General features: G+C 32.0%; 21 protein-coding genes (1 of these 21 running past the window's edge). 8 read left to right on the top strand and 13 right to left on the bottom strand.

Annotated features, from left to right (window positions below; translation table 11 throughout):
- Positions 1–58 precede the first annotated feature (58 nt).
- On the top strand, positions 59–502 hold the full coding sequence (locus BTO06_RS02570; protein WP_100923831.1) for a hypothetical protein: 444 nt from the start codon (positions 59–61) through the stop codon (positions 500–502).
- Here BTO06_RS02570 and BTO06_RS02575 read toward each other — a convergent pair.
- Entirely contained in the window at positions 477–1,013 is a 537-nt protein-coding gene (locus tag BTO06_RS02575; RefSeq protein WP_100923832.1) for a hypothetical protein, read from the bottom strand. The two genes, BTO06_RS02570 and BTO06_RS02575, sit on opposite strands and share 26 nt — an antisense overlap.
- Positions 1,014–1,141: 128 nt before the next feature.
- On the opposite strand from BTO06_RS02575, the gene BTO06_RS02580 reads away from it, so the two are divergent.
- Complete coding sequence (locus BTO06_RS02580; RefSeq protein WP_100923833.1) at positions 1,142–1,900, top strand: hypothetical protein; 759 nt, start codon at positions 1,142–1,144, stop codon at positions 1,898–1,900.
- A gap of 64 nt (positions 1,901–1,964) precedes the next feature.
- Here BTO06_RS02580 and BTO06_RS02585 read toward each other — a convergent pair whose 3' ends face one another.
- Together BTO06_RS02585 and BTO06_RS02590 are read right to left on the bottom strand one after the other, a co-directional pair.
- On the bottom strand, positions 1,965–2,525 hold the full coding sequence (locus BTO06_RS02585; protein WP_100923834.1) for a Crp/Fnr family transcriptional regulator: 561 nt from the start codon (positions 2,523–2,525) through the stop codon (positions 1,965–1,967).
- Positions 2,526–2,531: 6 nt separating this feature from the next.
- The gene (locus BTO06_RS02590; RefSeq protein WP_100923835.1) at positions 2,532–4,043 is read right to left on the bottom strand and encodes a GH3 auxin-responsive promoter family protein; all 1,512 of its coding nucleotides are present in this window, start codon (positions 4,041–4,043) and stop codon (positions 2,532–2,534) included.
- A 55-nt stretch (positions 4,044–4,098) separates the two neighbouring features.
- Between BTO06_RS02590 and BTO06_RS02595 the strand changes: the two genes are divergently transcribed.
- On the top strand, positions 4,099–4,893 hold the full coding sequence (locus BTO06_RS02595) for a DUF2797 domain-containing protein (protein WP_100923836.1): 795 nt from the start codon (positions 4,099–4,101) through the stop codon (positions 4,891–4,893).
- Here BTO06_RS02595 and BTO06_RS02600 read toward each other — a convergent pair.
- Both BTO06_RS02600 and BTO06_RS02605 read right to left on the bottom strand, forming a co-directional pair.
- Positions 4,890–5,585: an SH3 domain-containing protein gene (locus tag BTO06_RS02600; RefSeq protein ID WP_100923837.1), complete on the bottom strand. Its 696-nt coding sequence runs from the start codon at positions 5,583–5,585 to the stop codon at positions 4,890–4,892. The genes BTO06_RS02595 and BTO06_RS02600 overlap by 4 nt on opposite strands.
- Complete coding sequence (locus BTO06_RS02605) at positions 5,585–7,744, bottom strand: carboxy terminal-processing peptidase (protein ID WP_232731500.1); 2,160 nt, start codon at positions 7,742–7,744, stop codon at positions 5,585–5,587. Before BTO06_RS02605 ends, BTO06_RS02600 begins: the two co-directional genes overlap by 1 nt.
- Before the next feature lie 672 nt (positions 7,745–8,416).
- On the opposite strand from BTO06_RS02605, the gene surE reads away from it, so the two are divergent.
- From surE to BTO06_RS02635, 5 genes are read left to right on the top strand one after another with little or no spacing between them, the layout of a single operon-like run.
- Entirely contained in the window at positions 8,417–9,187 is a 771-nt protein-coding gene (surE, locus tag BTO06_RS02615; protein WP_100926689.1) for a 5'/3'-nucleotidase SurE, read from the top strand.
- Complete coding sequence (locus BTO06_RS02620) at positions 9,175–9,462, top strand: hypothetical protein (protein ID WP_100923839.1); 288 nt, start codon at positions 9,175–9,177, stop codon at positions 9,460–9,462. Before surE ends, BTO06_RS02620 begins: the two co-directional genes overlap by 13 nt.
- A gap of 3 nt (positions 9,463–9,465) precedes the next feature.
- Positions 9,466–10,578, top strand: coding sequence for a lipid-A-disaccharide synthase (gene lpxB, locus BTO06_RS02625; protein ID WP_100923840.1), 1,113 nt, complete (start codon positions 9,466–9,468; stop codon positions 10,576–10,578).
- Between the two features lie 3 nt (positions 10,579–10,581).
- Complete coding sequence (locus BTO06_RS02630; RefSeq protein WP_100923841.1) at positions 10,582–11,106, top strand: C40 family peptidase; 525 nt, start codon at positions 10,582–10,584, stop codon at positions 11,104–11,106.
- The gene (locus BTO06_RS02635) at positions 11,099–11,575 is read left to right on the top strand and encodes a C40 family peptidase (RefSeq protein ID WP_100923842.1); all 477 of its coding nucleotides are present in this window, start codon (positions 11,099–11,101) and stop codon (positions 11,573–11,575) included. Before BTO06_RS02630 ends, BTO06_RS02635 begins: the two co-directional genes overlap by 8 nt.
- On the opposite strand, the gene obgE is transcribed toward BTO06_RS02635, so the two are convergent.
- The 8 genes from obgE to thrS all read right to left on the bottom strand — a co-directional run.
- A complete protein-coding gene (obgE, locus tag BTO06_RS02640; protein WP_100923843.1) occupies positions 11,568–12,557 on the bottom strand; it encodes a GTPase ObgE in 990 nt (329 codons plus the stop codon). The two genes, BTO06_RS02635 and obgE, sit on opposite strands and share 8 nt — an antisense overlap.
- A gap of 44 nt (positions 12,558–12,601) precedes the next feature.
- Positions 12,602–13,723 carry an adenylate kinase gene (locus BTO06_RS02645; protein ID WP_100923844.1) on the bottom strand — a complete coding sequence of 374 codons (1,122 nt, stop codon included), beginning with the start codon at positions 13,721–13,723 and terminating at the stop codon, positions 12,602–12,604.
- A 95-nt stretch (positions 13,724–13,818) separates the two neighbouring features.
- Positions 13,819–16,806 (bottom strand): protein translocase subunit SecDF, encoded by a 2,988-nt coding sequence (gene secDF / locus BTO06_RS02650; RefSeq protein WP_100923845.1) that lies wholly within the window; start codon positions 16,804–16,806, stop codon positions 13,819–13,821.
- 293 nt (positions 16,807–17,099) lie between these two features.
- Entirely contained in the window at positions 17,100–17,699 is a 600-nt protein-coding gene (locus BTO06_RS02655; RefSeq protein WP_100923846.1) for a hypothetical protein, read from the bottom strand.
- A gap of 83 nt (positions 17,700–17,782) precedes the next feature.
- Positions 17,783–18,127 (bottom strand): 50S ribosomal protein L20, encoded by a 345-nt coding sequence (gene rplT, locus BTO06_RS02660; RefSeq protein ID WP_100923847.1) that lies wholly within the window; start codon positions 18,125–18,127, stop codon positions 17,783–17,785.
- A 92-nt stretch (positions 18,128–18,219) separates the two neighbouring features.
- The gene (rpmI, locus tag BTO06_RS02665) at positions 18,220–18,417 is read right to left on the bottom strand and encodes a 50S ribosomal protein L35 (RefSeq protein WP_100923848.1); all 198 of its coding nucleotides are present in this window, start codon (positions 18,415–18,417) and stop codon (positions 18,220–18,222) included.
- A 59-nt stretch (positions 18,418–18,476) separates the two neighbouring features.
- Positions 18,477–18,974, bottom strand: a complete 498-nt coding sequence (gene infC, locus BTO06_RS02670; protein WP_157811922.1) for a translation initiation factor IF-3 — start codon at positions 18,972–18,974, stop codon at positions 18,477–18,479.
- An 87-nt stretch (positions 18,975–19,061) separates the two neighbouring features.
- On the bottom strand, positions 19,062–20,374 hold the 3' portion of the coding sequence (thrS, locus tag BTO06_RS02675) for a threonine--tRNA ligase (RefSeq protein ID WP_100923850.1). It continues 640 nt past the right edge of the window; the window shows 1,313 of its 1,953 coding nt (coding positions 641–1,953); the start codon falls outside the window, past its right edge; it ends in the stop codon at positions 19,062–19,064.

A 20,374-nucleotide genomic window follows, 5' to 3' on the forward strand; every position in this document is an offset into this window, starting at 1 on the left:
TATATTTTCACTTTATAAATCTAAAGTTGTGATTCGTAGGGTGTTTATTTTTGTGATAATGTTAAGTAGTTGCTATTCATGTAACTATTTCTCTAATGACGGAAAGCAAACAAAGCAAAAACTAGACACAATTGTTGATTTTACTACGGTAAGTCAGTCTCCTTCGTTTAAAAACTGTGAGGAATTACTTGATGATGATAAGACAAATTGTTTCAGAAATAGTATCAGAAAACACTTTACAGAAAAACTAAAAGAAACGCAGTTTTCGAGTGATGCGGAAATAAGTGAGACAGTAGTACTTATTTTACGTATAAATAATAAGGGAAAGGTTTCATTAAAAGAAGTGGAATCCTCTAATGTGATACAAGAAAAATTACCAGATTTATTAGCGGTTTTAAATAAGATTGTATCTGAGCTTCCTCAATTAACACCTGCTAGTAAAATAGGAATTCCTGTTACAACAGAATATCAATTACCTATAAAAATAAAAACAACAGAGTAGGTACTACAAATAACGGAGCAATTACAATTATTACGGATATAACAGTCCAAAATAAGAATGTAAAAAGGTTAAATTTTACGGTTTTAGGTTTATGAAGCATTTCATCGACCTCTTGTATTGTAAATGTCAATATTTCTTTTTTAGAAATATTTTGGTCAATTAACCCGTTATAAGAAAGTCCTTGTTTAAATCCTTTTAAGACCTCCTTTGGGTGCGTTAAAACTCCAAAACCCATTGCCCACAAGCTTAAAAAGCCGATAGGGAAGTGCTTCCACATTCCAGTCGCAATTTCCCAGCCAGCTATGTAGGCTTCGCCTTTCCAAGAAACGTCGCAATTAAATAATATGTGTTGTATATCATGAATGTAAACAATCTTCTTTCTAAACTCAGAATTGGGAAGTTTCAATGAGAAAAATCGGAATTTCATTATAAAGTATTCCTTATCTATTCCACCATCAAGTTCTAAGTTGTTAGCTTGATAAAAATATTCGAGTTCTTTAGCAACGGTCATTTTAAAAATAATTAAAGGATAAAAGTATTTCTCCTATTCATAATAGAAATTGACAATTATCAAGAAATTATGATGATGAAAAAGATTTAAAATACTAGTTTTAGCGATAATTAAAACCAAGCAAAATTATGAAAAGAATATTTTACTATTTTATGTTTTTCCTGACATTAAATCTTCTTGTAGGATGTGAAGTTGGATGGGAAACAAAATTTAACAAAGATGGAAGTGGTAAATACAGCATGATGGTAGATTTATCCTCACTTCTTCAAATGGCATCAACGTTACCAAAATCTGAAGAAGATAAACCATCATCTTTTAAAGATACTGTAATTAATTTTTCTGATATTTTAGAAACAAAGAAAGATAGCATATCGAAATTACCAAAGAAAGAACAAAAGAGGTTAAAGGAATTAGAAGATTTAGCTATTGTAATTAAAGCTGATACCGCTACGAATAAAGGTTTTATGCGTATTGAGTATGATTTCGATGATATGGAGGATTTACAAACCCTCGGAAAGAAATTAAAAAGTGCAGAAATTGATAAACTTACTGATTTTGGAAGTGCGAAGAAAATGAATTCTGAAGGAGAAAAGAGAGATTTTCCTGTAATTACTGATATGTTTGACATCAATTTTAGAAGAAAGAGTTTTACCACTAAAATCAAAGATGATGCAGGTAAAAACATGAAGAGTGATGATGGGAAAGATGAAGCTTTTGCTAAAATGATTGTTTTTAAAATTCGATATTTATTCCCGTATAAAATAAAAAGTGTTAATAACGAAAACGTAAAAATCCTTTCAAATTTTAAAGGAATAGAATTCGAGGCTAATATTGCCGACATGGCTAAAAACCCTAATTTCTTTGATGTGAAAGTTGATTTCGAATAGTAGTCAGTAAATACAAGGAATTATATAAATACAACAGATGAGTCTTCATAAGAAGGCTCGTTTTTTATTTAGCTCTTATTCTGCTAAAGGTTTCAGGCGTCATACCGAGAAAAGAAGCAATGTGTTTCGCTGGTACTCTCTTAAATAAATCAGGTTGACGTTGAAGTAATTCTTCATATCTTTCTTGAGAAGTGTGCAACAGTAAGCTATCTATTCTTTCTGCCAAATCACAGTAAATTTTCTCTAAAAATAATCTTCCAAAATGTTCAAATTGATGACTTTGTTCTGATAGTTTCTCTAAGTCAACTCTTGAAATAGCTAAGCACTCAATATCTTCCAAAGCCTCAATGTTATACTTACTTTTTCTTCTCTGAATAAAACTATCAATAGCTGTAATGCTTTCTTGTTCCTGTGCAATGTGAACTGTAATATCTTTACCATCACGGAAGTAAAATACACGAGCAATTCCTTTAAAAAGCAAATAGAAATGCTTACAGATAGAATTTGCAGGATGAATGAGTTCTCCTTTTTTGAATGATTTATGAATAGCAACTTTTTCCAAAGTTTTGGCTATTTCTGGATGTTCTAATAAAAGGTGGGCATTGTGTAGGAAAAAAGACTCCATTATAGCTTAGGTTAGTTCATGAAGTTCTTCTATAAACTCACGTTTATTCGATAAACGAGGAACTTTATGTTGTCCTCCAAGTTTTCCTTTTTGTTTTAACCAATCATAAAATAATCCTTGTCGAGCTTGTTGGACTTTAGGCATGTTTAATGTCAAATCATTATAACGTTTAGCCTCATAATCAGAATTACAATTCTTTAAAGCTTCGTCTAATATTTCAGTAAAGAAACGTAAATCGCTAGGTTGATTATCGAATTCAATGATCCATTCATGGGCACCTTTATCTTTTCCATTCATAAATATTGGCGCAACGGTATATTCTTTTATGGTAGCGTTTGTTTGGGCACAAGCAAACTTTAGAGCTTCTTCAGCGTTCTCGATAATTAACTCTTCACCAAAAACATTGATATGATGTTTTGTTCTTCCAGTTATTTTTATTCTATAAGGATTAGTTGAGGTAAATTTAACGGTATCTCCAATTAAATATCTCCATAATCCGCCATTCGTTGAAATTACAACGGCATAATTTACATTTGCTTGTACATCAGAAAGTGGAATAGCTGAAGAGTTTTCACCTTCATAATTGTTCATCGGAATAAATTCGTAAAAAATACCATAATCAAGCATAAGCAATAATTCGTTAAAATCATTCCTGTCTTGAATGGCAAAGAATCCTTCGGAAGCGTTATATGTTTCGTAATATTTAAAGTCTTTTTTGGGAATCAACTTTTCATATTGATCTCGATAAGGACTGAAGTTTACACCTCCATGAAAATAAACTTCTAAGTTGGGCCAAACCTCTAAGATGTTATTTTTACCAGTTTTTTCTAGAACCTTGTTCAATAGGACTAACATCCATGACGGAACACCTACAATACTCGTGATATTTTCTTGTATAGTTTCGTCGATTATAGCTTCCATTTTGGTTTCCCATTCGCTCATTAAAGCAACTTCTTGCTTGGGAGCTGAACTATAATCTGCCCAAAAAGGCATGTTTTCAATAATAATTGCTGAAAGATCTCCGAAATAAGTTTCATTATCTTCATAAATAGCCGAGCTTCCTCCTAAACGCAGACTTTTACCTGTAAATAATTGAGCATTCTCATTATTGTTAATATATAAACAAAGCATATCTTTTCCCGCTTTGAAATGACAGTCTTCTAAAGCTTCGTCACTAACAGGGATGAACTTACTTTTCGCATTTGTCGTTCCACTAGATTTTGCAAACCATTTTATTTTTGTGGGCCAAAATATATTTTGTTCGCCTTTCCTACATCTTTCGATAAGAGGTTCTATTGTTTCATATCTCTGAATGGGTACATTATTTCTAAAGTCGTCGTAAGTTCTAATTTTCGAGAATCGATGTGTTTGTCCAAATTCGGTATGTTTAGCTGTTGCTATTAATTTCAAAAGTAATTCTTCCTGAACATCAAAAGGATACTTTAAAAAGAGTTCCATTTGATGCTTTCTTTTTTTAAGAAACCAAGAAATAATAGAATTTATAAACTGGAACGGCATTTTTAACAGCTAATTTGTAAGTTTGTTCTAGGCTAAAAATAGTAAATTTTACAATATGCAATACACTGGAGTTTTAAAAAAAATGAATACTGAACTTTTAGATACTGTTCAGTATTATTTAGATATGAAAACTGATTTTATTAATGTTAATCAGTTACTTAGCAAAACTATCAAACTAAGTTTTGTTACCTACGAGTGTTTGAATTGTGGTTTAGAGAAAGAAATTTACCGTCAAGGCTTTTGTAAATCCTGTTTTTTTGACACACCTTCTGCAGGAGATTGGATTATGAGACCTGAATTAAGTAAGGCGCATTTAGATGAAGAAGATAGAGATTTAGAGTATGAAAAAAAGGTGCAACTACAACCACATATTGTTTATTTAGCAAATTCAAGTAATGTTAAAGTCGGAGTAACGAGAAAAACACAAGTTCCAACTCGTTGGATCGATCAAGGTGCGCATGAAGCCATTGAAATTGTAGAGGTTCCGAATAGATATTTAGCTGGAATTACAGAGGTTGCGTTAAAAGAACATGTCGCAGATAAAACTAATTGGCGTAAAATGTTGAAGAATGATATTGAGGATGAAGATTTGAGTAAGTGGCAAGATCGTTTACGTGCTTTTATTCCAGAAGAAGTTCAAGAGTATTTTATAGAGAATAATAAGGAAACAGAAATTAAGTTCCCAGTTAAACAATATCCAGAAAAGCCAAAGAGTCTGAATATATTGAAAGAAGGAAGTTATACTGGTAAGTTAGTTGGTATAAAGGGACAGTATTTTATTTTTGAAGATAACACTGTTTTTAACGTTAGGGCTAATGAAGGATTGGTTGTTAACATTAAAGTTTTCTAACAGCCGGGTTCGGTATAAAATGAAATAATTTTCCATTGGCCATCAATTTTTTTGATGGTCATTTCTTTATCTATTGAGTAAGAAGTTAAATCAAGTGAAACATAACCAACTAGTCCATTAAGAAGTTTAATTTCTAACCATTGAATACCGTCAGAACTTTGAATAGTTGTTGGTTTGTAATCTATAATATTACAATCACATTTAAACTTTTCATAACTAACCATTCTTAAAACTTTTCCTTTTAAATTTGGCTTTTGTCTAATATTTACATTTTCACCTAAAATTATTACTTCTTTGTCGGTATTGATTTTTTCTAAATAGGAAGGAGCAGTAAAGGATTCTGTTCCTTTGTTTGAGACGACCTTTCCCTTTTCACTCGATTTGGAAAAACCTAGCCGGACAACTGTAAGAAGTTCATTCCATGAATTTTCATGGTTAGCGCCATCTCCGAAGAAATACTGCATGAATTCGTTTGGAGTACATTCAAACTCTTTACAAGCGTCTTTACCTACATTAATACCGGAAGCTAAAAAAGATCTAAGCTTTTTTAGATCTTTTTTTATAATACAATATTCGAGTTCTGTTTTGAAATTCCAAAAGCTCTTATCCTTATAAGATTCATCAATTATATACTGACCCGAAATAATATTCGATGAGAATAATGAAATGAATATAAGGATAAGCTTTTTCATTATTTTTTAACTAGCTCTAGTTTTTTATCCATTTTTAATTCGCTTAAAACATTTAAAGCTTCATTGAGATAAATATCTTTTTGTAATCCTTTATGCCATCTATCTCTTTTTTGTTTTAATACAGTGTCAGTTTTGAAATAAGGTAACTCGTAAGATGGTGAGGTAAAGGTTAAATTAGACTCATATTTAAAGATGTCTTTAAATCTTTTACTTTCTTCAAGACGTTGTTCAACATCTTTTCTATATGAGTTATAGTTTAACGAATAAATATTATCATCCTGACCTTTTTTTAACCATTTCGCATATTCGTTAATTGAAATGAATTTTTGATCAGCATTAATTCTTTCCTTACTGTTAGTAACAACCTCGTTAAAATTTGTGTAAGAATTAATTTTATTGTAGGAAGCTTTTTTTACGCTATCCCAAGGCAAAGCTCCATCTAAATCACGTTCACCAAATTCCATGTAGCTATACCTGTCTGGCATTGCAATATCAGAATAAACACCTTCAATTTGAGTTGATCCTCCGTTAATTCTATAAAATTTTTGAATCGTCATTTTCAAAGCGCCTAAATCATCAGGGTATTTACTCACATAATAGTTTAAAGGAAGTACATTTTGAACAGTGCCTTTACCATAGGTTTGCTTACCACCCATAATAACTCCTCGTCCATAATCCTGCATTGCTGCTGCGAAAATTTCAGAAGCAGAAGCCGACATTTCGTTAACCATTACAACTAATGGTCCGTTCCAATGAGTATTAGAATCTGTATCATTTTTTATGATAGCTGGTTCCCCACGATATTTTACCTGAACAATTGGTCCTTCATTAATGAAAAGCCCTCCGATTTCAATAACTGTTTTTAGTGATCCACCGCCGTTATCTCTTAAGTCAACAATAAGTCCTTCTACATTTTCTTTTTTCAAACGCTCGATTTCTAATTTCATATCGCCGGCAGCATTTCTTTGTTTTGCATCATCAAAATCAATATAAAATTTTGGAAGATTTATGACCCCGTATATTTTACCGTTTTTCTCAACAATACTAGATTTAACGAAAGTTTCTTCTAACTCTACTATATCTCTTACAATTGGAATAACTTTCGTAGAACCATCCATTTTCTTTTTAACGGTTAAACGAACTTCAGTTCCTTTTTTACCTTTTATAAAAGTAATTGCATCATCTAAACGCATTCCTACAATGTCAAGAGGTTCTCCTTCTCCTTGCGCTACTTTTAAGATAATATCTCCAGGTTCAAGTTCACCTTGTTTCCAAGCAGGACCTCCTGAAATTAATTCTACAATTTTAGTGTAAATACCTTCTTTTTGAAGTCTGGCACCGATTCCTTCTAATTTTCCTGACATATCTTGATCAAATCGAGATTTTGTTCTTGGTGACATGTACGTAGTATGAGGATCGAAACCACTAACAACGCTATTTAAAAAAGTTGAATACCAATCTGAATTCTCTAATTCATCAATCCTGATGTATAAATCATTCATGTTCTTTTTTACTTTTTCACGAGCTTTAACTTCCATTTCTGCGAAGGACTTCCTCTTGATTTTGGGATCTTTTTTTAATTCTTCATTTTGTCTTTGTTCTGTTTCTTGAATTAAACTAACAACTTGTAATTTCAGTTGTTTTCGCCAATTATCAACTAATTCATTTTCATTTTTAGCAAAAGGAACTTTCTTATAATCAATATTAATATTTTCTTTCTTTTTAAAATTGAATGGTTGTTGAAGAAGTGCCGCATATGTAAGTTGAGCCGCTTTAATCTTTTCAAGAAAGCGACCATATACTAACTTGTAAAAATCTAATCTAGAGTTTCTCAATTGATCATCAATCTGATATTTGTATTGTGAAAATTCTTTTAAATCTTCTTGTGTGAAATAACGTTTACTTGGGTCTAAATTATTAATAAAATCGTTGTAAACATGTTCAGAGAAATCATCGTTTAATTCTTTTTGAACAAAGTGTCCTTTGGTTAATATATTCTTCAATACATACAAAATTACTTTGTCCTTATCAGGGTCTTTTTTGAAATGATTATAGTTGTTTGCTAGTGCCGTGTTACTAGCTATGAGTAATAATAAAATTGGGGTTAAAAATTTCATCTTCATAAACCTTCTATCTTTAAATGAATTAAGTGTTGCCATTTGCTAAGCTAGTAAAATAATGCCAAATTTACTAGTTGTTCTTTTTTTATGTAAGTCTCTAATGACTTATTGAATTAATTTACTAATAATTATAATACAGTCCTGATTTTGTGTTACATTTCCACAAGAATTATTGGTCACAGTTTTTGTTTAAGGTAACTGACTTTTTAATTTTGAATAATTTTATTTTCTATTACTATAATTTTGTCTAGATGAACATTCATTGTAAAGTTCATTATCATTTTTGTTGATAATCCAAACTTGATGCCATTATTTAGTGAAAAATTATAATGTGTTGTAACAAGCGTCTAGAGATCTTCTATTTCTCGAAGTCTAGTTTTCTCGAATGATACAGGTGTCAGGCATTTCTTTGATATTATTTTGTCTAATTAATTTATTTTCGAAGTCATAAGCGTTCCAACTTCCCTTCCAAGAATTGAATTGTTTATATGTAGTTAAAGAACAAGGAGAAATGTTGTTGCTTTGTGCGTCTAACTCCGAGAAAAAATAAGAAAGAACTAATATAATAAGTACTGTAATAACTCTCACCATAATTGGAACTAATTAGTTTCTTACAAGTTTACTGATTATTTTTCCGCTACTATCTTTATAAAATGTTAAAAATCTAAGATGAATTTTAATGTATATTTGTTTAAAAGTAAACTCGGAAATATGCAAAATAAACCTTTGATTTTAGTAACTAATGATGACGGTATTACGGCCCCAGGACTAAGAATGTTGATTGAAATAATGAATGAAATTGGAGAAGTAATAGTGGTTGCTCCTGACAGTCCACAAAGTGGAATGGGACATGCTATTACAGTTAATAATGTTTTGCATTGTAATCCAACTTCCATAGATGAAGGTCCACAAATTGAATACAGTTGCTCTGGAACACCTGCGGATTGTGTTAAAATGGCAAAGAATGAAATTTTGAATAGAAAACCAGATTTATGTGTTTCAGGAATCAATCACGGGTCAAATTCTTCAATAAGCGTTATTTATTCAGGAACGATGAGCGCTGCTGTTGAAGCAGGTATTGAGGGAATTCCAGCAATTGGTTTTTCATTGCTAGATTTTAGTTGGCATGCTGATTTTAGATCTTCTAGAGAGTTCATAAAAAAAATAGTATTAAACGTATTGTTAAATGGGCTTCCAGATGGTGTAGTTCTAAATGTAAATATTCCAAAGTTGAAAAAGGAAGATATAAAAGGGATTAAAGTTTGTAGACAAGCAAACGGTTATTGGAAAGAGGATTTTGATAAGCGTAAAAGCCCGATGGGAAAAGAATATTATTGGCTGTCAGGTAAATTTATCAATAATGATAAAGGACAGGATACCGATATTTGGGCTTTAGAAAATGGATTTATTTCCGTTGTGCCCGTTCAATTTGATATGACTGCACATCACGCTATAAAAAATCTTCATTCATGGGATTTATAAAAAAAGAGATTATCATTGGTATAATGGTTTCAGTATTTGCTACGTTTTGTGGATTGTTTATCTATCTTCAATATGTTTCACGATTTGGGTTTTATGAAACAATTGAAATGATTCATAAGAATGATGTTTTAGGACCCGTAATTGCATTAGCGGCTTTACCTAATTTATTTGTATTTTTTATTTTTTTAAAGAAAAAAGAAGATCATAGAGCCAAAGGTGTATTAATAGCAACATTATTAACTGCCATTATAACCTTTATTTTAAAATTCTTCTAATATATGAAGTATTATATTATCGCAGGAGAAGCTTCTGGGGATTTGCATGGGGCCAATTTGATGAAAGAGATTTTTAAAAAAGATCCGGAAGCTAACATTAGATTTTGGGGAGGAGATTTAATGAGTAATGTAGGAGGAACTATTGTGAGTCATTATAAAGAAAGAGCTTTCATGGGATTTATAGAAGTAATTATGAATCTCCGAAAAATCTTTGGTTTCATTAATTTCTGTAAGACTGATATTGATAAATTTAAACCAGATGTTATTATTTTTATTGACAATTCGGGTTTTAATCTAAGAATAGCAAAATGGGCAAAAGAAAAAGGGTATAGAACTAATTATTACATAGCCCCTCAAGTTTGGGCAAGTAGAGCAGGAAGAGTTGAAGCCATTAAAAGAGATATTGATAAAATGTTCGTGATTTTGCCTTTTGAAAAGGATTTCTATAAAAAATATTATTATGACGTAGAATTTGTTGGTCATCCTTTAATAGATGGTATTGCTGGAAGAACACAAATTGACGAACAGGATTTTAGAGATGAATTTGAATTAGGGGAAAAAGAGATTATTGCTTTGTTACCTGGGAGTAGAAAACAGGAAATAACAAAAATGTTATCTACAATGCTTTTAATGGTTGAAAAATTTCCAAATTATCAATTCGTGATAGCAGGAGCTCCAAGCCAAACAAAAGAGTTTTATAAAGATTTTCTTGAAGGAAGTAAAGTGAAGTTTATAGATAATCGTACCTATGATTTATTAAGTATTTCACATGCGGCTTTGGTTACATCTGGAACAGCGACATTAGAAACAGCCTTGTTTAAAGTACCTCAAGTTGTGTGTTATAAAGGAAGTTGGATTTCCTATCAAATAGCGAAGAGAATTATTACACTTGATTATATTTCACTTGTAAATTTAATCATGGATGAAGAAGTAGTTACTGAGTTGATTCAAAATGATTTTACAGAAAAAAAATTGGAGCATGAATTGCAGATGATTTTGTCTGTTGATAAACGTAATGAAATGTTTGAGGATTATTTTGATTTAGAGAATAAGCTAGGGGGAAAAGGCGCCTCAGAAAAAACAGCTAGATTGATTATTGAAAATTTGAAAAGTTAATATATGATTAGAAGAATACTTTTTTTATTTCTAATTTTTAGTTTCGTTGTTTCCTGCGGATCATCAAAAAAAGTAAATGGGGAAGCAAATAAACGAACAATCAACAGAAAAGGTAGAAAGACTCGTTCCAATGATGCTAGTACAGCAGATAAGATTGTTTGGACTGCAGTTACTTTTAAAGGAGCTCCTTATAAATATGGAGGAACAAATAGAAATGGAATGGACTGTTCTGGATTAATTTATACCTCGTTCAAAAAGAGAAATATTGTTATTCCTAGAACATCTATACAAATGTATTCTATCGGATATAAAATTCCCTTGCGTTCGGTTCAGCGTGGTGATTTGTTATTTTTTAAAATCGCTAAAAAGAGAAATAGGGTTAATCATGTTGGATTAGTCACATCCGTAAAAAACAACGATATTAAGTTTATCCATTCCACAAGTTCTAGGGGTGTAATTGTGAGTTCGCTTAATGAACCATATTGGAAAAGAGCTTTCATTAACGCTAAAAGAGTATTAGATGAATAAAAAGGTGTTGTTAATAATAATTATAACACTGTTTTGTGTTTATCGCTGTTTCATTAAGGATGAGCGAGCGGAAACAAATCATAAAATTGAAAAAGTAATAAACTTAGCAAAAAGTTTTAAAGGAGTTTGTTATCGAACAGGAGGAACCTCTAGGTTAGGCATGGATTGTTGCGGGCTTGTAATAACCTGTTTCAATTTAGTTGATGTTGGATTACCAAGGTCTTCAAGTAGTATGAGTAATCATGGAAAAAAAATTCCTCTAGATGAAATAGCCAAAGGAGACTTGTTATTTTTTAATATTGCTAGGTTGAAAGGAAAAATAAACCATGTTGGTCTCGTTACTTCTGTTAAAGAAAATGAAATTGAATTTATTCATTCCACAACTTCTAAAGGTGTTATTTATTCGTCAATGACAGAAAACTATTGGAAGGATAGTTTCGTTGTTGCCAAACGAATAATTACTAATTAAGACATTTCCAAAGTTTATCCTTTAATTCTGTTAACCCTATTTGTGCAACTGATGAGATAAACAAAGTATCAACCCCACTCGGAAGTTCCTGAGCGATTTCTTGTTTTAATTCATCATCTAGCATATCCGCTTTCGAAACAGCTAACAGTCGATGTTTATCAAGTAATTCAGGATTATGTTTGCGTAATTCGTTGACAAGGATTTCATATTCCTTCTTAATATCTTCACTATCTGCTGGGATTAAAAAGAGTAGGAGAGAGTTACGCTCAATATGTCTTAAGAAATAATGACCTAAACCTTTTCCTTCGGCAGCTCCTTCAATAATACCAGGAATATCAGCCATAACAAAACTTTGATGATTTCGATATTCTACGATGCCTAAGTTCGGTTTTAATGTTGTAAACGCATAATCAGCAATTTTGGGTTTTGCAGCAGTTAAGACTGAAAGTAATGTAGATTTTCCTGCATTTGGAAAACCAACTAAACCAACATCAGCTAATACTTTTAACTCAACTCTATACCAAGCCTCTTTACCTTCAATTCCAGGTTGTGCATACCTTGGTGTTTGGTTTGTAGGAGATTTAAAGTGCCAATTGCCTCTTCCTCCTTTTCCACCTTCTAAAACAATTACTTCTTTACCTTCTTCTGTAATTTCGAACAAGATTTCGTCAGTATCAGCATCACGAATAATAGTGCCTAAAGGAACTGGAATAATAACGTCTGCTCCATCTTTACCAGTACTTCTACTAGATCCTCCATCACCACCATGATCAGCTCTGAAGTGGCGTTTGAATTTTAAGTGAAATAACGTCCACAGATTTTTGTCGCCACGAAAAATTACGTGTCCTCCACGACCACCGTCTCCACCATCGGGTCCACCTTTTGCAATGTATTTCTCTCTGTGTAAATGTGCAGATCCACGTCCTCCTTTTCCAGAGGATGCATAAATTTTTATGTAGTCAACAAAATTTCCTTCCGTCATTTTCTTAAAATTAGTATTCCCGCAGAAAGCGGGAATTAGTTTTTTTACAGTTTGTCAAATACTTCTGATAAACGTTGTGTTATTTCTTCAATACCTCCAACTCCATCTACACCATAGAAGTTTCCTTGGGCATTATAAAAGTCTTTAAGTATTGCAGTTTTTGTATTGTATTCGTTAAATCTATTACGGATTTTTTCTTCATCGGTATCGTCTGATCTCCCACTAGTCTTACCTCTTTCCAAGATTCTTTCAACTAATAAATCTTCGGGAACTTCTAATGCAACCATTCCGTTAATACGTTCATTTTTCTCGGCTAAAAATTCGTCTAAAGCTTTCGCTTGAGATTCTGTTCTTGGAAAACCATCGAAAATAAAGCCATTAGCATCAGTGTTTTTTTCTACTTCTGCTTTAAGCATATTAATAGTAACTTCATCAGGAACTAAATCACCAGCATCAATATATTTCTTAGCTAATACTCCTAATTTAGTTTTGTTTTTAATATTGAATCTAAAAACGTCACCAGTCGAAATATGAACCAATTGATATTTCTCTTTTAATAATTCAGCTTGTGTTCCTTTACCTGCACCTGGAGGTCCGAATAAAACGATGTTTTTCATTTTGGGTTGTGTTGTTGTTAATTGATATATTGCAGGTAAATTTCTTCCAAGACCATTATAATCTAGTCCGTAACCTACAATAAATTTATCTTCAATGCTTTTGCCAATATAGTTAATATGTAATTCCTTTCTATAAACATCTGGTTTAAAGAAAAGACTTACAATTTTAAGTTCTTTGATATTTGTTCTTCTAAAGATTTCATAAATCTCATGTAGCGTTGTTCCAGTATCTATAATGTCTTCAAGAATTATTACTGTCCTTCCTGTTAAATCTTCATTTATTCCGATTAAACGTTTTACATCTCCAGTTGAAGATTCACCTTCGTATGATGCAAGTTTCACGAAAGATATTTCACAGTCTCCATTGTACTCACGAATAAAGTCAGCAGCAAACATAAAACATCCGTTTAAAATTCCTACGAATAGCGGTGTTTCTCCCTCTGGTAAATCCTTTTTAACTTGTTTTGCTAAGGATTTTACAATTGTTGTAATTTCCTCTTGACCAATTAATTGTTTGAAATATAAATCGTGAAGTTTCTTAATTCTCATGTACTGGTAAATATAAGCATTAAATAAAAAAACCGTCTTGTTCTACTGATAAAACAGCTGGTACAAAACGGTTAATTTATTTTTAGAATATCTTATTATTTGTTATTCTCTTTTTCTTTGTCTTTAGTTGCATCAAACATAATTGGAGTTGCAACAAATAAAGAAGAGTAAGTACCTACAAGCACACCTATAATAAGAGCAAACATAAATCCTTTAATACTATCACCTCCAAAGAAGAAGATGGCTAGCATTACTAACATTGTAGTTAAAGATGTATTTATTGTTCTACCTAATGTACTACTTAAGGCTTTATCTACTAAACTAGCTGAGAAAGTTTTACTTCCTGCAGCGTATTCTCTAATTCTATCGAAAATTACCACGGTATCATTCAGAGAGTATCCTACTACTGTAAGAATTGCTGCTATGAACGACTGTCCGATTTCCATATCGAAAGGCATGAATTTATATAAAATAGAGAAGATACCTAATACGATTAATACATCATGGAATACTGCAGCTACTGCTCCAATAGAGAAAGATACTTTTCTGAATCGTAATAAGATATATAAGAATACTACAATTAAAGATCCTAATACAGCCCAAATAGCGGCTTGCTTAATATCATCAGCAATTGTTGGATCTACTTTCATGTAACTCATTATTCCTTGAGGTTGACCTAATTTCTCGAAACCTGGTTTAAAGCTTTCGTAGTCTAACTCACCTAAATAAGGCTTTAATCCTTTATATAATGTGCTTTGAACAACTTCATCTACTTCTTTACTCTTGTCATCAATCTTGAAAACAGTTGTAATTTTTAACTGGTTGTTTGCACCATAAGTTTTAACTTCAGGAGCAGTTCCGAACGCGTCTTTTAAAGAAGCTGCAACTTCATTTGCTTTCATCGGTTGATTAAAACGCACAACGTAAGAACGTCCACCTTTAAAATCAACTCCTTGTTTTAAACCAATTGTGAAAATAGAAATTAAACCAGCAATAATAATTCCTCCAGAAATGAAGTAAGCTAACTTACGCTTTCTTAAGAATTCGATATTGATATTTTGGAACCAGTTTTTAGAGATGTTTGTATTGAAAGTTAAATTCGTTCCTTTAGAAACAGCCCCATCAACTAATAACCTAGTGATAAAAATTGCTGTGAATAATGAAGTAGCAATACCAATCATTAATGTTAATGCGAAACCTTTAATAGGACCAGTTCCGAATACATATAAAATTATACCGGTTAATAAAGTCGTAATGTTAGCATCAATAATTGCAGATAAAGCTCCTTTGATACTAAAACCTTCTTCTACAGCTGTAAGTAACCCTTTTCCTGAATTCAAGGCTTCTTTAATTCTCTCGAAGATAATAACATTGGCATCTACCGACATACCAATTGTTAAAATAATACCAGCAATACCAGGTAATGTTAACACCGAATTAAACGATGCCAATACGCCGAAGATAAATAAAATGTTTACTACTAATGCAATGTTTGCGTAAATACCAGCTTTACCATAGTATAACATCATCCATACTAATACTAACAAAATAGCTAGAGCGAATGACCACATACTAGCTGTAATAGCTTCTTTACCTAAAGATGGCCCAACTACTTCTGCTTCAATAATCCTTGCAGGCGCGGGTAATTTACCAGCTTTTAATACAGTTGCGATATCTTGAGCTTCCTCAACTGTCATTGATCCACCAGAAATTTGTGTTTGCCCACCAGAAATAACTTGGTTTACCGTTGGAGCAGTGTATACATAATCATCTAAAACAACGGCAACGAATTTACCAACATTATCGCTAGTCATTTTAGCCCATTTTTTAGTGCCTACACCATTCATCGCCATTGAAACAACAGGCTTACTTAATTGATCGAAGTCTTGTTTTGCATCAGCAATCACATCTCCTTCGATAGAAGCTTCGTCATTACGATTACCTTTAACCGCGTACAAACCGATAACCTCACTAGATCCATCAGTACTAGGTTGAGCTTTATAGTCCCATAAAAACTTAACGTAACGTAAGTTATCTGGTAATAATCCTCTAATTTCTCTATTCTTTAATAAACCATTAACTGTTGCAGTATCAATTACTCTTGCTTGCGCTATTAACGAACTAACTTGATTTTGATTTTGAGCTACATTTGGTAACAAATAAGTAAATAAACTTTTCTGATTTGCTACGTTTGTAGAGTCGGAAGTTTCGGCGATCAAATCGTCAATACTATCTGATGTTTTAGTTGTGTCTTTTTCTTTAGTCGTTGCAGAATCATCTTTCAAAAGTTCAGTTGCTTTAGCATTAGCAGTGAAGAAGAAGTTTTGAACTTCAGCATTAGTGAAGACCTCCCAAAATTGTAATTTAGCAGTACTTTCTAATAGTTTACTTACACGTTCAATATCTTTAGCACCTGGTAATTCAACTTGAATTCTTCCTGAAGTACCAATTCGTTGGATGTTTGGTTGAACAACACCAAATTTATCAATACGACTACGTAATACTTCAAAAGCAGTGGTAATTGATGTGTTAATTTCTTCTTGTAAAATTGGCTTTACTTCTTCGTTAGTTTTGTTGAAGTCAATCTTGTCACGAAGTAACTTGTTTCCGAAAATCGTAGGATCACTCAAATTTATAGAACCGTTGCTTGCTTTTTCGAATTCATCATAAAAAATATCAAGGTAATCCTCTTGGCTATCTTTTTGAGTTTCGTCAGCATTTTCTAACGCTTTTGTAAAAACAGGATTTTGAGATTCGTTTGATAATCCTTTTAAGATATCTTTTACAGATACCTGTAAAATTGCATTGATTCCACCCTTTAAGTCAAGACCAAGGTTCATTTCCTTGTTTCTGATCTCGTCATAAGTGAATCCCGCAACTACTTCTTTATTTGCAACGCTATCGCGATACTTCTTTTCTAAACGAGCAATTTCTCTACCATCATTCTGATCGCTAACTTTACTCGTAGCATAAGCATTTGCTGCTTTTTCTACTTTGTTAGCAAAAAAAGTGAATGATAATTGGTAAATACTTACTAATCCGAAAAGGATTGCAAATAATCTAATAAGACCTTTGTTTTGCATCTTCAATAATTTAAATGACTTCTTTTTAAAAACGTGCAAATATAGTATATCAAAAAAGAAAACCCAATTTTTTGTTGCTTTTATAGCAGTATAAAGTTGAAGTTTTTTAAGAAATAATAAAGTTCTGTTCTTATTATTGTCTTAATTCTAATTTTATTATTAGTGAATAATGAAAGAATCGTTTATTTTGTTATTAATTATGGAATAGAAGAGCCAATTATTCGATAATTTTTGAGATAAAAAAAACTCCAAATCGTTAAGATTTGGAGCTTTACTATTTTTGTATAAGAGAATTAAACGCCTCGCTGTTTGTTTATTTCGTCTTGTAATTGTCTTCTAAGTTTCTGTTCTTTTTCCAATGATCTTTTTCTGTGCTGTTCAAATTCTTGTTCAATTTCTGTAAGATTAACTTTAGCTTCTTTTGTTAATCTATTGCTATTTTTAAATCTAAGTATAAAGAATACCGCAGTGATAGCTAAAAATGCTATTACAGTCCAAAGTAAAAGATTGTAAGAGCTTTTTGTCATTCCAATTCCAATAAAACTTATTTTATTTTCTTTATCTATTGATGAGTTTAGGCTGTTAGTTAAACCGTTAATCTTTTCATTAAGAGTTGAAATACTCTTTTCCTGTTCGTTAATTTTTAGTTGTTTTACTTGAATGTTTTTTTTCAATGCTACAAGGCTGTCAACAACATTTTTTTGCAATGATTGAAAATCAGGTCTAGTAATCATCTTATATTCTTTCCAATTACTAGCTTTTCCGTAAGTTTTAATGAATTGATTTTCTACTGTATTAGGTAGAGCTTCAAGCTGTTGTTTCTTGGTAAGTGTTGTTTGAGCGAAAACACTTGAGCAGAATAAAGTTACTACGATTAGATTTAATATTTTCATTGATAAGAAATGATATTTGAGATTAATTTAAAAAAACCCAAACGATAAAGTTTGGGTTTTTAGTATAAGCAAGATTATTAAACTTATTTTACTGTATCTACAATTGCCTTAAAAGCTTCAGGGTTGTTCATAGCTAAATCAGCTAAAACCTTACGGTTTAATTCGATGTTATTAGCTTTAACTTTCCCCATAAACTGTGAATAAGACATTCCGTATTGACGTGCTCCAGCGTTAATACGTTGGATCCATAATGAACGGAAGTTTCTCTTTTTGTTTTTACGATCACGGTAAGCGTATTGTAACCCTTTTTCAACCGCGTTCTTAGCTACTGTATAAACGTTTTTTCTACGTCCAAAGTAACCTTTTGCTTGCTTCAAGATTTTTTTTCTTCTATTTCTTGAAGCTACTGAATTTACTGATCTTGGCATAATTCTTTGTTTTTTGTAGTAGGCGACTATTTAAATAGTACTTGATGAGCCTTACTCCATGGTTAATAATTAATTTACTACCTAGCTAACTCTTATTTTAATAATAATTGTTGCTTAATGTTTGCTTCGTCAGACTTGTGAACTAACGTAGCGTGTGTTAATGCAAGCTTACGCTTTTTAGACTTCTTTGTTAAGATATGACTTTTAAACGCGTGCTTTCTTTTGATCTTTCCAGAACCAGTTAACTTAAAACGTTTCTTGGCACTAGATTTTGTTTTCATCTTAGGCATCTTCTGATTTCGTTTTTTTCTTGCTTATATAATTTTCCAAGATATTTAAAATATCTGGTTTACTTGACTTTTTTAGGTGCTATGAACATAATCATTCTTTTACCTTCTAATTTTGGCATCTGCTCTACTTTACCATAGTCTTCTAATTCTTGAGCAAGTTTTAAAAGTAAAATCTGACCTTGTTCCTTAAACACAATCGAACGGCCTTTGAAAAATACGTAGGCTTTCAATTTAGCACCATCTTGTAAAAATTTAATTGCGTGCTTTTTCTTAAACTCGTAATCATGATCATCAGTTTGAGGACCAAAACGAATTTCTTTAACAACCACTTTTGTAGCTTTAGCTTTTAATGCTTTTTCACGCTTTTTCTGTTCATATAAGAATTTCTTATAATCTATCACTTTACAGACAGGGGGAACAGCTTTCGGTGAAATTTCAACTAAATCTAACTCTAGTTCTCGAGCTATCTCTTTCGCTTTCGCTAAAGGATAAACACCTACTTCTACGTTTTCACCTACAAGGCGAACTTCGTCAACATATCTGATTTTCTCGTTAATTCTATGTTGATCTTCTTTAATGATTCTAGCGGGTCTTCTACCGCCTTTTCTTCTTATTGCTATGGCTTATTAATTTAAAATTATTTCTTAATTATTTGCTTTAAACGTAACTAACGTTTTTTTAACTTCTCTATGAACTAACAGAATGAATTCCTCAATAGAAAAAGTCCCAAGATTACCTTCACCATGCTTTCTTACTGATACCGTTCCATCTTGCTCTTCTTTCTCACCGAGAATTATCATAAACGGGATTTTGCTAACTTCAGCATCTCTGATTTTACGACCAGTTTTTTCATTACGGTTATCCACGAGGGCGCGAATTTCGGAATTTTCTAACAAATGTAAAACTTTTTCGGTATATTTTTCGTATTTCTCACTGATTGGCAGTACAATAACTTGTTCTGGTGTAAGCCATAACGGAAAATTACCTCCGGTATGCTCTAATAAAATCGCAATAAATCGTTCCATTGAACCGAATGGAGCACGGTGAATCATTATAGGTCTGTGAAGTTGGTTGTCACTACCTTTATAAGTAAGATCGAATCTTTCAGGTAAATTATAATCAACCTGTATTGTGCCTAATTGCCAACTTCTCCCCAAAGCATCTTTAACCATAAAGTCTAACTTAGGTCCATAAAAAGCTGCTTCTCCAGGTTCAATAACAAAGTCTAAACCTTTGTCTTTTGCAGCATTTATAATTGCTTGTTCTGCCTTTTCCCAATTTTTAGTTTCACCAATATATTTTTCTGGTGTCTCAGGATCTCTTACAGAAACTTGAGCAGTGAAATTTTCAAATCCAAGGGATGTGAATACATATAGTACGAGATCAATAACATTTTTGAACTCTGAATCTAATTGTTCAGGAGTACAAAAGATATGTGCATCATCTTGAGTAAAACCTCTAACTCTTGTTAGTCCATGTAACTCACCACTCTGTTCATATCTGTATACGGTTCCGAATTCTGCAAATCGTTTGGGTAAGTCTTTATATGAGTAGGGTTTGAAGTTATAAATCTCACAGTGATGAGGGCAGTTCATAGGTTTCAATAAAAACTCTTCATCTTCTTTTGGTGTTGTAATGGGTTGAAAGCTATCTTCTCCGTATTTGGCATAATGTCCTGAGGTAACATAAAGTTCTTTTTGTCCAATATGAGGTGTCATTACCATTTCATATCCTGCTTTCTTTTGTGCTACTTTAAGGAAATCTTCTAATCTACTTCTTAATGCAGCTCCTTTTGGTAACCATAAAGGCAGGCCTTGTCCTACAGTTTGTGAAAAAGTGAATAACTCAAGTTCTCTTCCTAGTTTTCTATGATCTCTCTTTTTTGCTTCTTCTAAAAGTTCTAGATACTCAGTAAGCATTTTTTGTTTTGGGAACGAGATGCCATAAATACGAGTAA

It is taken from the genome of Tenacibaculum sp. SZ-18, assembly GCF_002813915.1.
Classification (GTDB): domain Bacteria; phylum Bacteroidota; class Bacteroidia; order Flavobacteriales; family Flavobacteriaceae; genus Polaribacter.

Coding starts and splice junctions, on each gene's coding strand:
- surE (WP_100926689.1), top strand. CDS start 8,417: ATGCAAAATAAACCTTTGATTTTAGTAACTAATGATGACGGTATTACG.
- BTO06_RS02630 (WP_100923841.1), top strand. CDS start 10,582: ATGATTAGAAGAATACTTTTTTTATTTCTAATTTTTAGTTTCGTTGTT.
- BTO06_RS02635 (WP_100923842.1), top strand. CDS start 11,099: ATGAATAAAAAGGTGTTGTTAATAATAATTATAACACTGTTTTGTGTT.
- BTO06_RS02645 (WP_100923844.1), bottom strand. CDS start 13,723: ATGAGAATTAAGAAACTTCACGATTTATATTTCAAACAATTAATTGGT.
- secDF (WP_100923845.1), bottom strand. CDS start 16,806: ATGCAAAACAAAGGTCTTATTAGATTATTTGCAATCCTTTTCGGATTA.
- BTO06_RS02595 (WP_100923836.1), top strand. CDS start 4,099: ATGCAATACACTGGAGTTTTAAAAAAAATGAATACTGAACTTTTAGAT.
- BTO06_RS02575 (WP_100923832.1), bottom strand. CDS start 1,013: ATGACCGTTGCTAAAGAACTCGAATATTTTTATCAAGCTAACAACTTA.
- rplT (WP_100923847.1), bottom strand. CDS start 18,127: ATGCCAAGATCAGTAAATTCAGTAGCTTCAAGAAATAGAAGAAAAAAA.
- lpxB (WP_100923840.1), top strand. CDS start 9,466: ATGAAGTATTATATTATCGCAGGAGAAGCTTCTGGGGATTTGCATGGG.
- rpmI (WP_100923848.1), bottom strand. CDS start 18,417: ATGCCTAAGATGAAAACAAAATCTAGTGCCAAGAAACGTTTTAAGTTA.
- BTO06_RS02585 (WP_100923834.1), bottom strand. CDS start 2,525: ATGGAGTCTTTTTTCCTACACAATGCCCACCTTTTATTAGAACATCCA.
- BTO06_RS02655 (WP_100923846.1), bottom strand. CDS start 17,699: ATGAAAATATTAAATCTAATCGTAGTAACTTTATTCTGCTCAAGTGTT.
- BTO06_RS02590 (WP_100923835.1), bottom strand. CDS start 4,043: ATGCCGTTCCAGTTTATAAATTCTATTATTTCTTGGTTTCTTAAAAAA.
- BTO06_RS02580 (WP_100923833.1), top strand. CDS start 1,142: ATGAAAAGAATATTTTACTATTTTATGTTTTTCCTGACATTAAATCTT.
- obgE (WP_100923843.1), bottom strand. CDS start 12,557: ATGACGGAAGGAAATTTTGTTGACTACATAAAAATTTATGCATCCTCT.
- BTO06_RS02620 (WP_100923839.1), top strand. CDS start 9,175: ATGGGATTTATAAAAAAAGAGATTATCATTGGTATAATGGTTTCAGTA.
- BTO06_RS02605 (WP_232731500.1), bottom strand. CDS start 7,744: ATGGCAACACTTAATTCATTTAAAGATAGAAGGTTTATGAAGATGAAA.
- BTO06_RS02570 (WP_100923831.1), top strand. CDS start 59: ATGTTAAGTAGTTGCTATTCATGTAACTATTTCTCTAATGACGGAAAG.
- BTO06_RS02600 (WP_100923837.1), bottom strand. CDS start 5,585: ATGAAAAAGCTTATCCTTATATTCATTTCATTATTCTCATCGAATATT.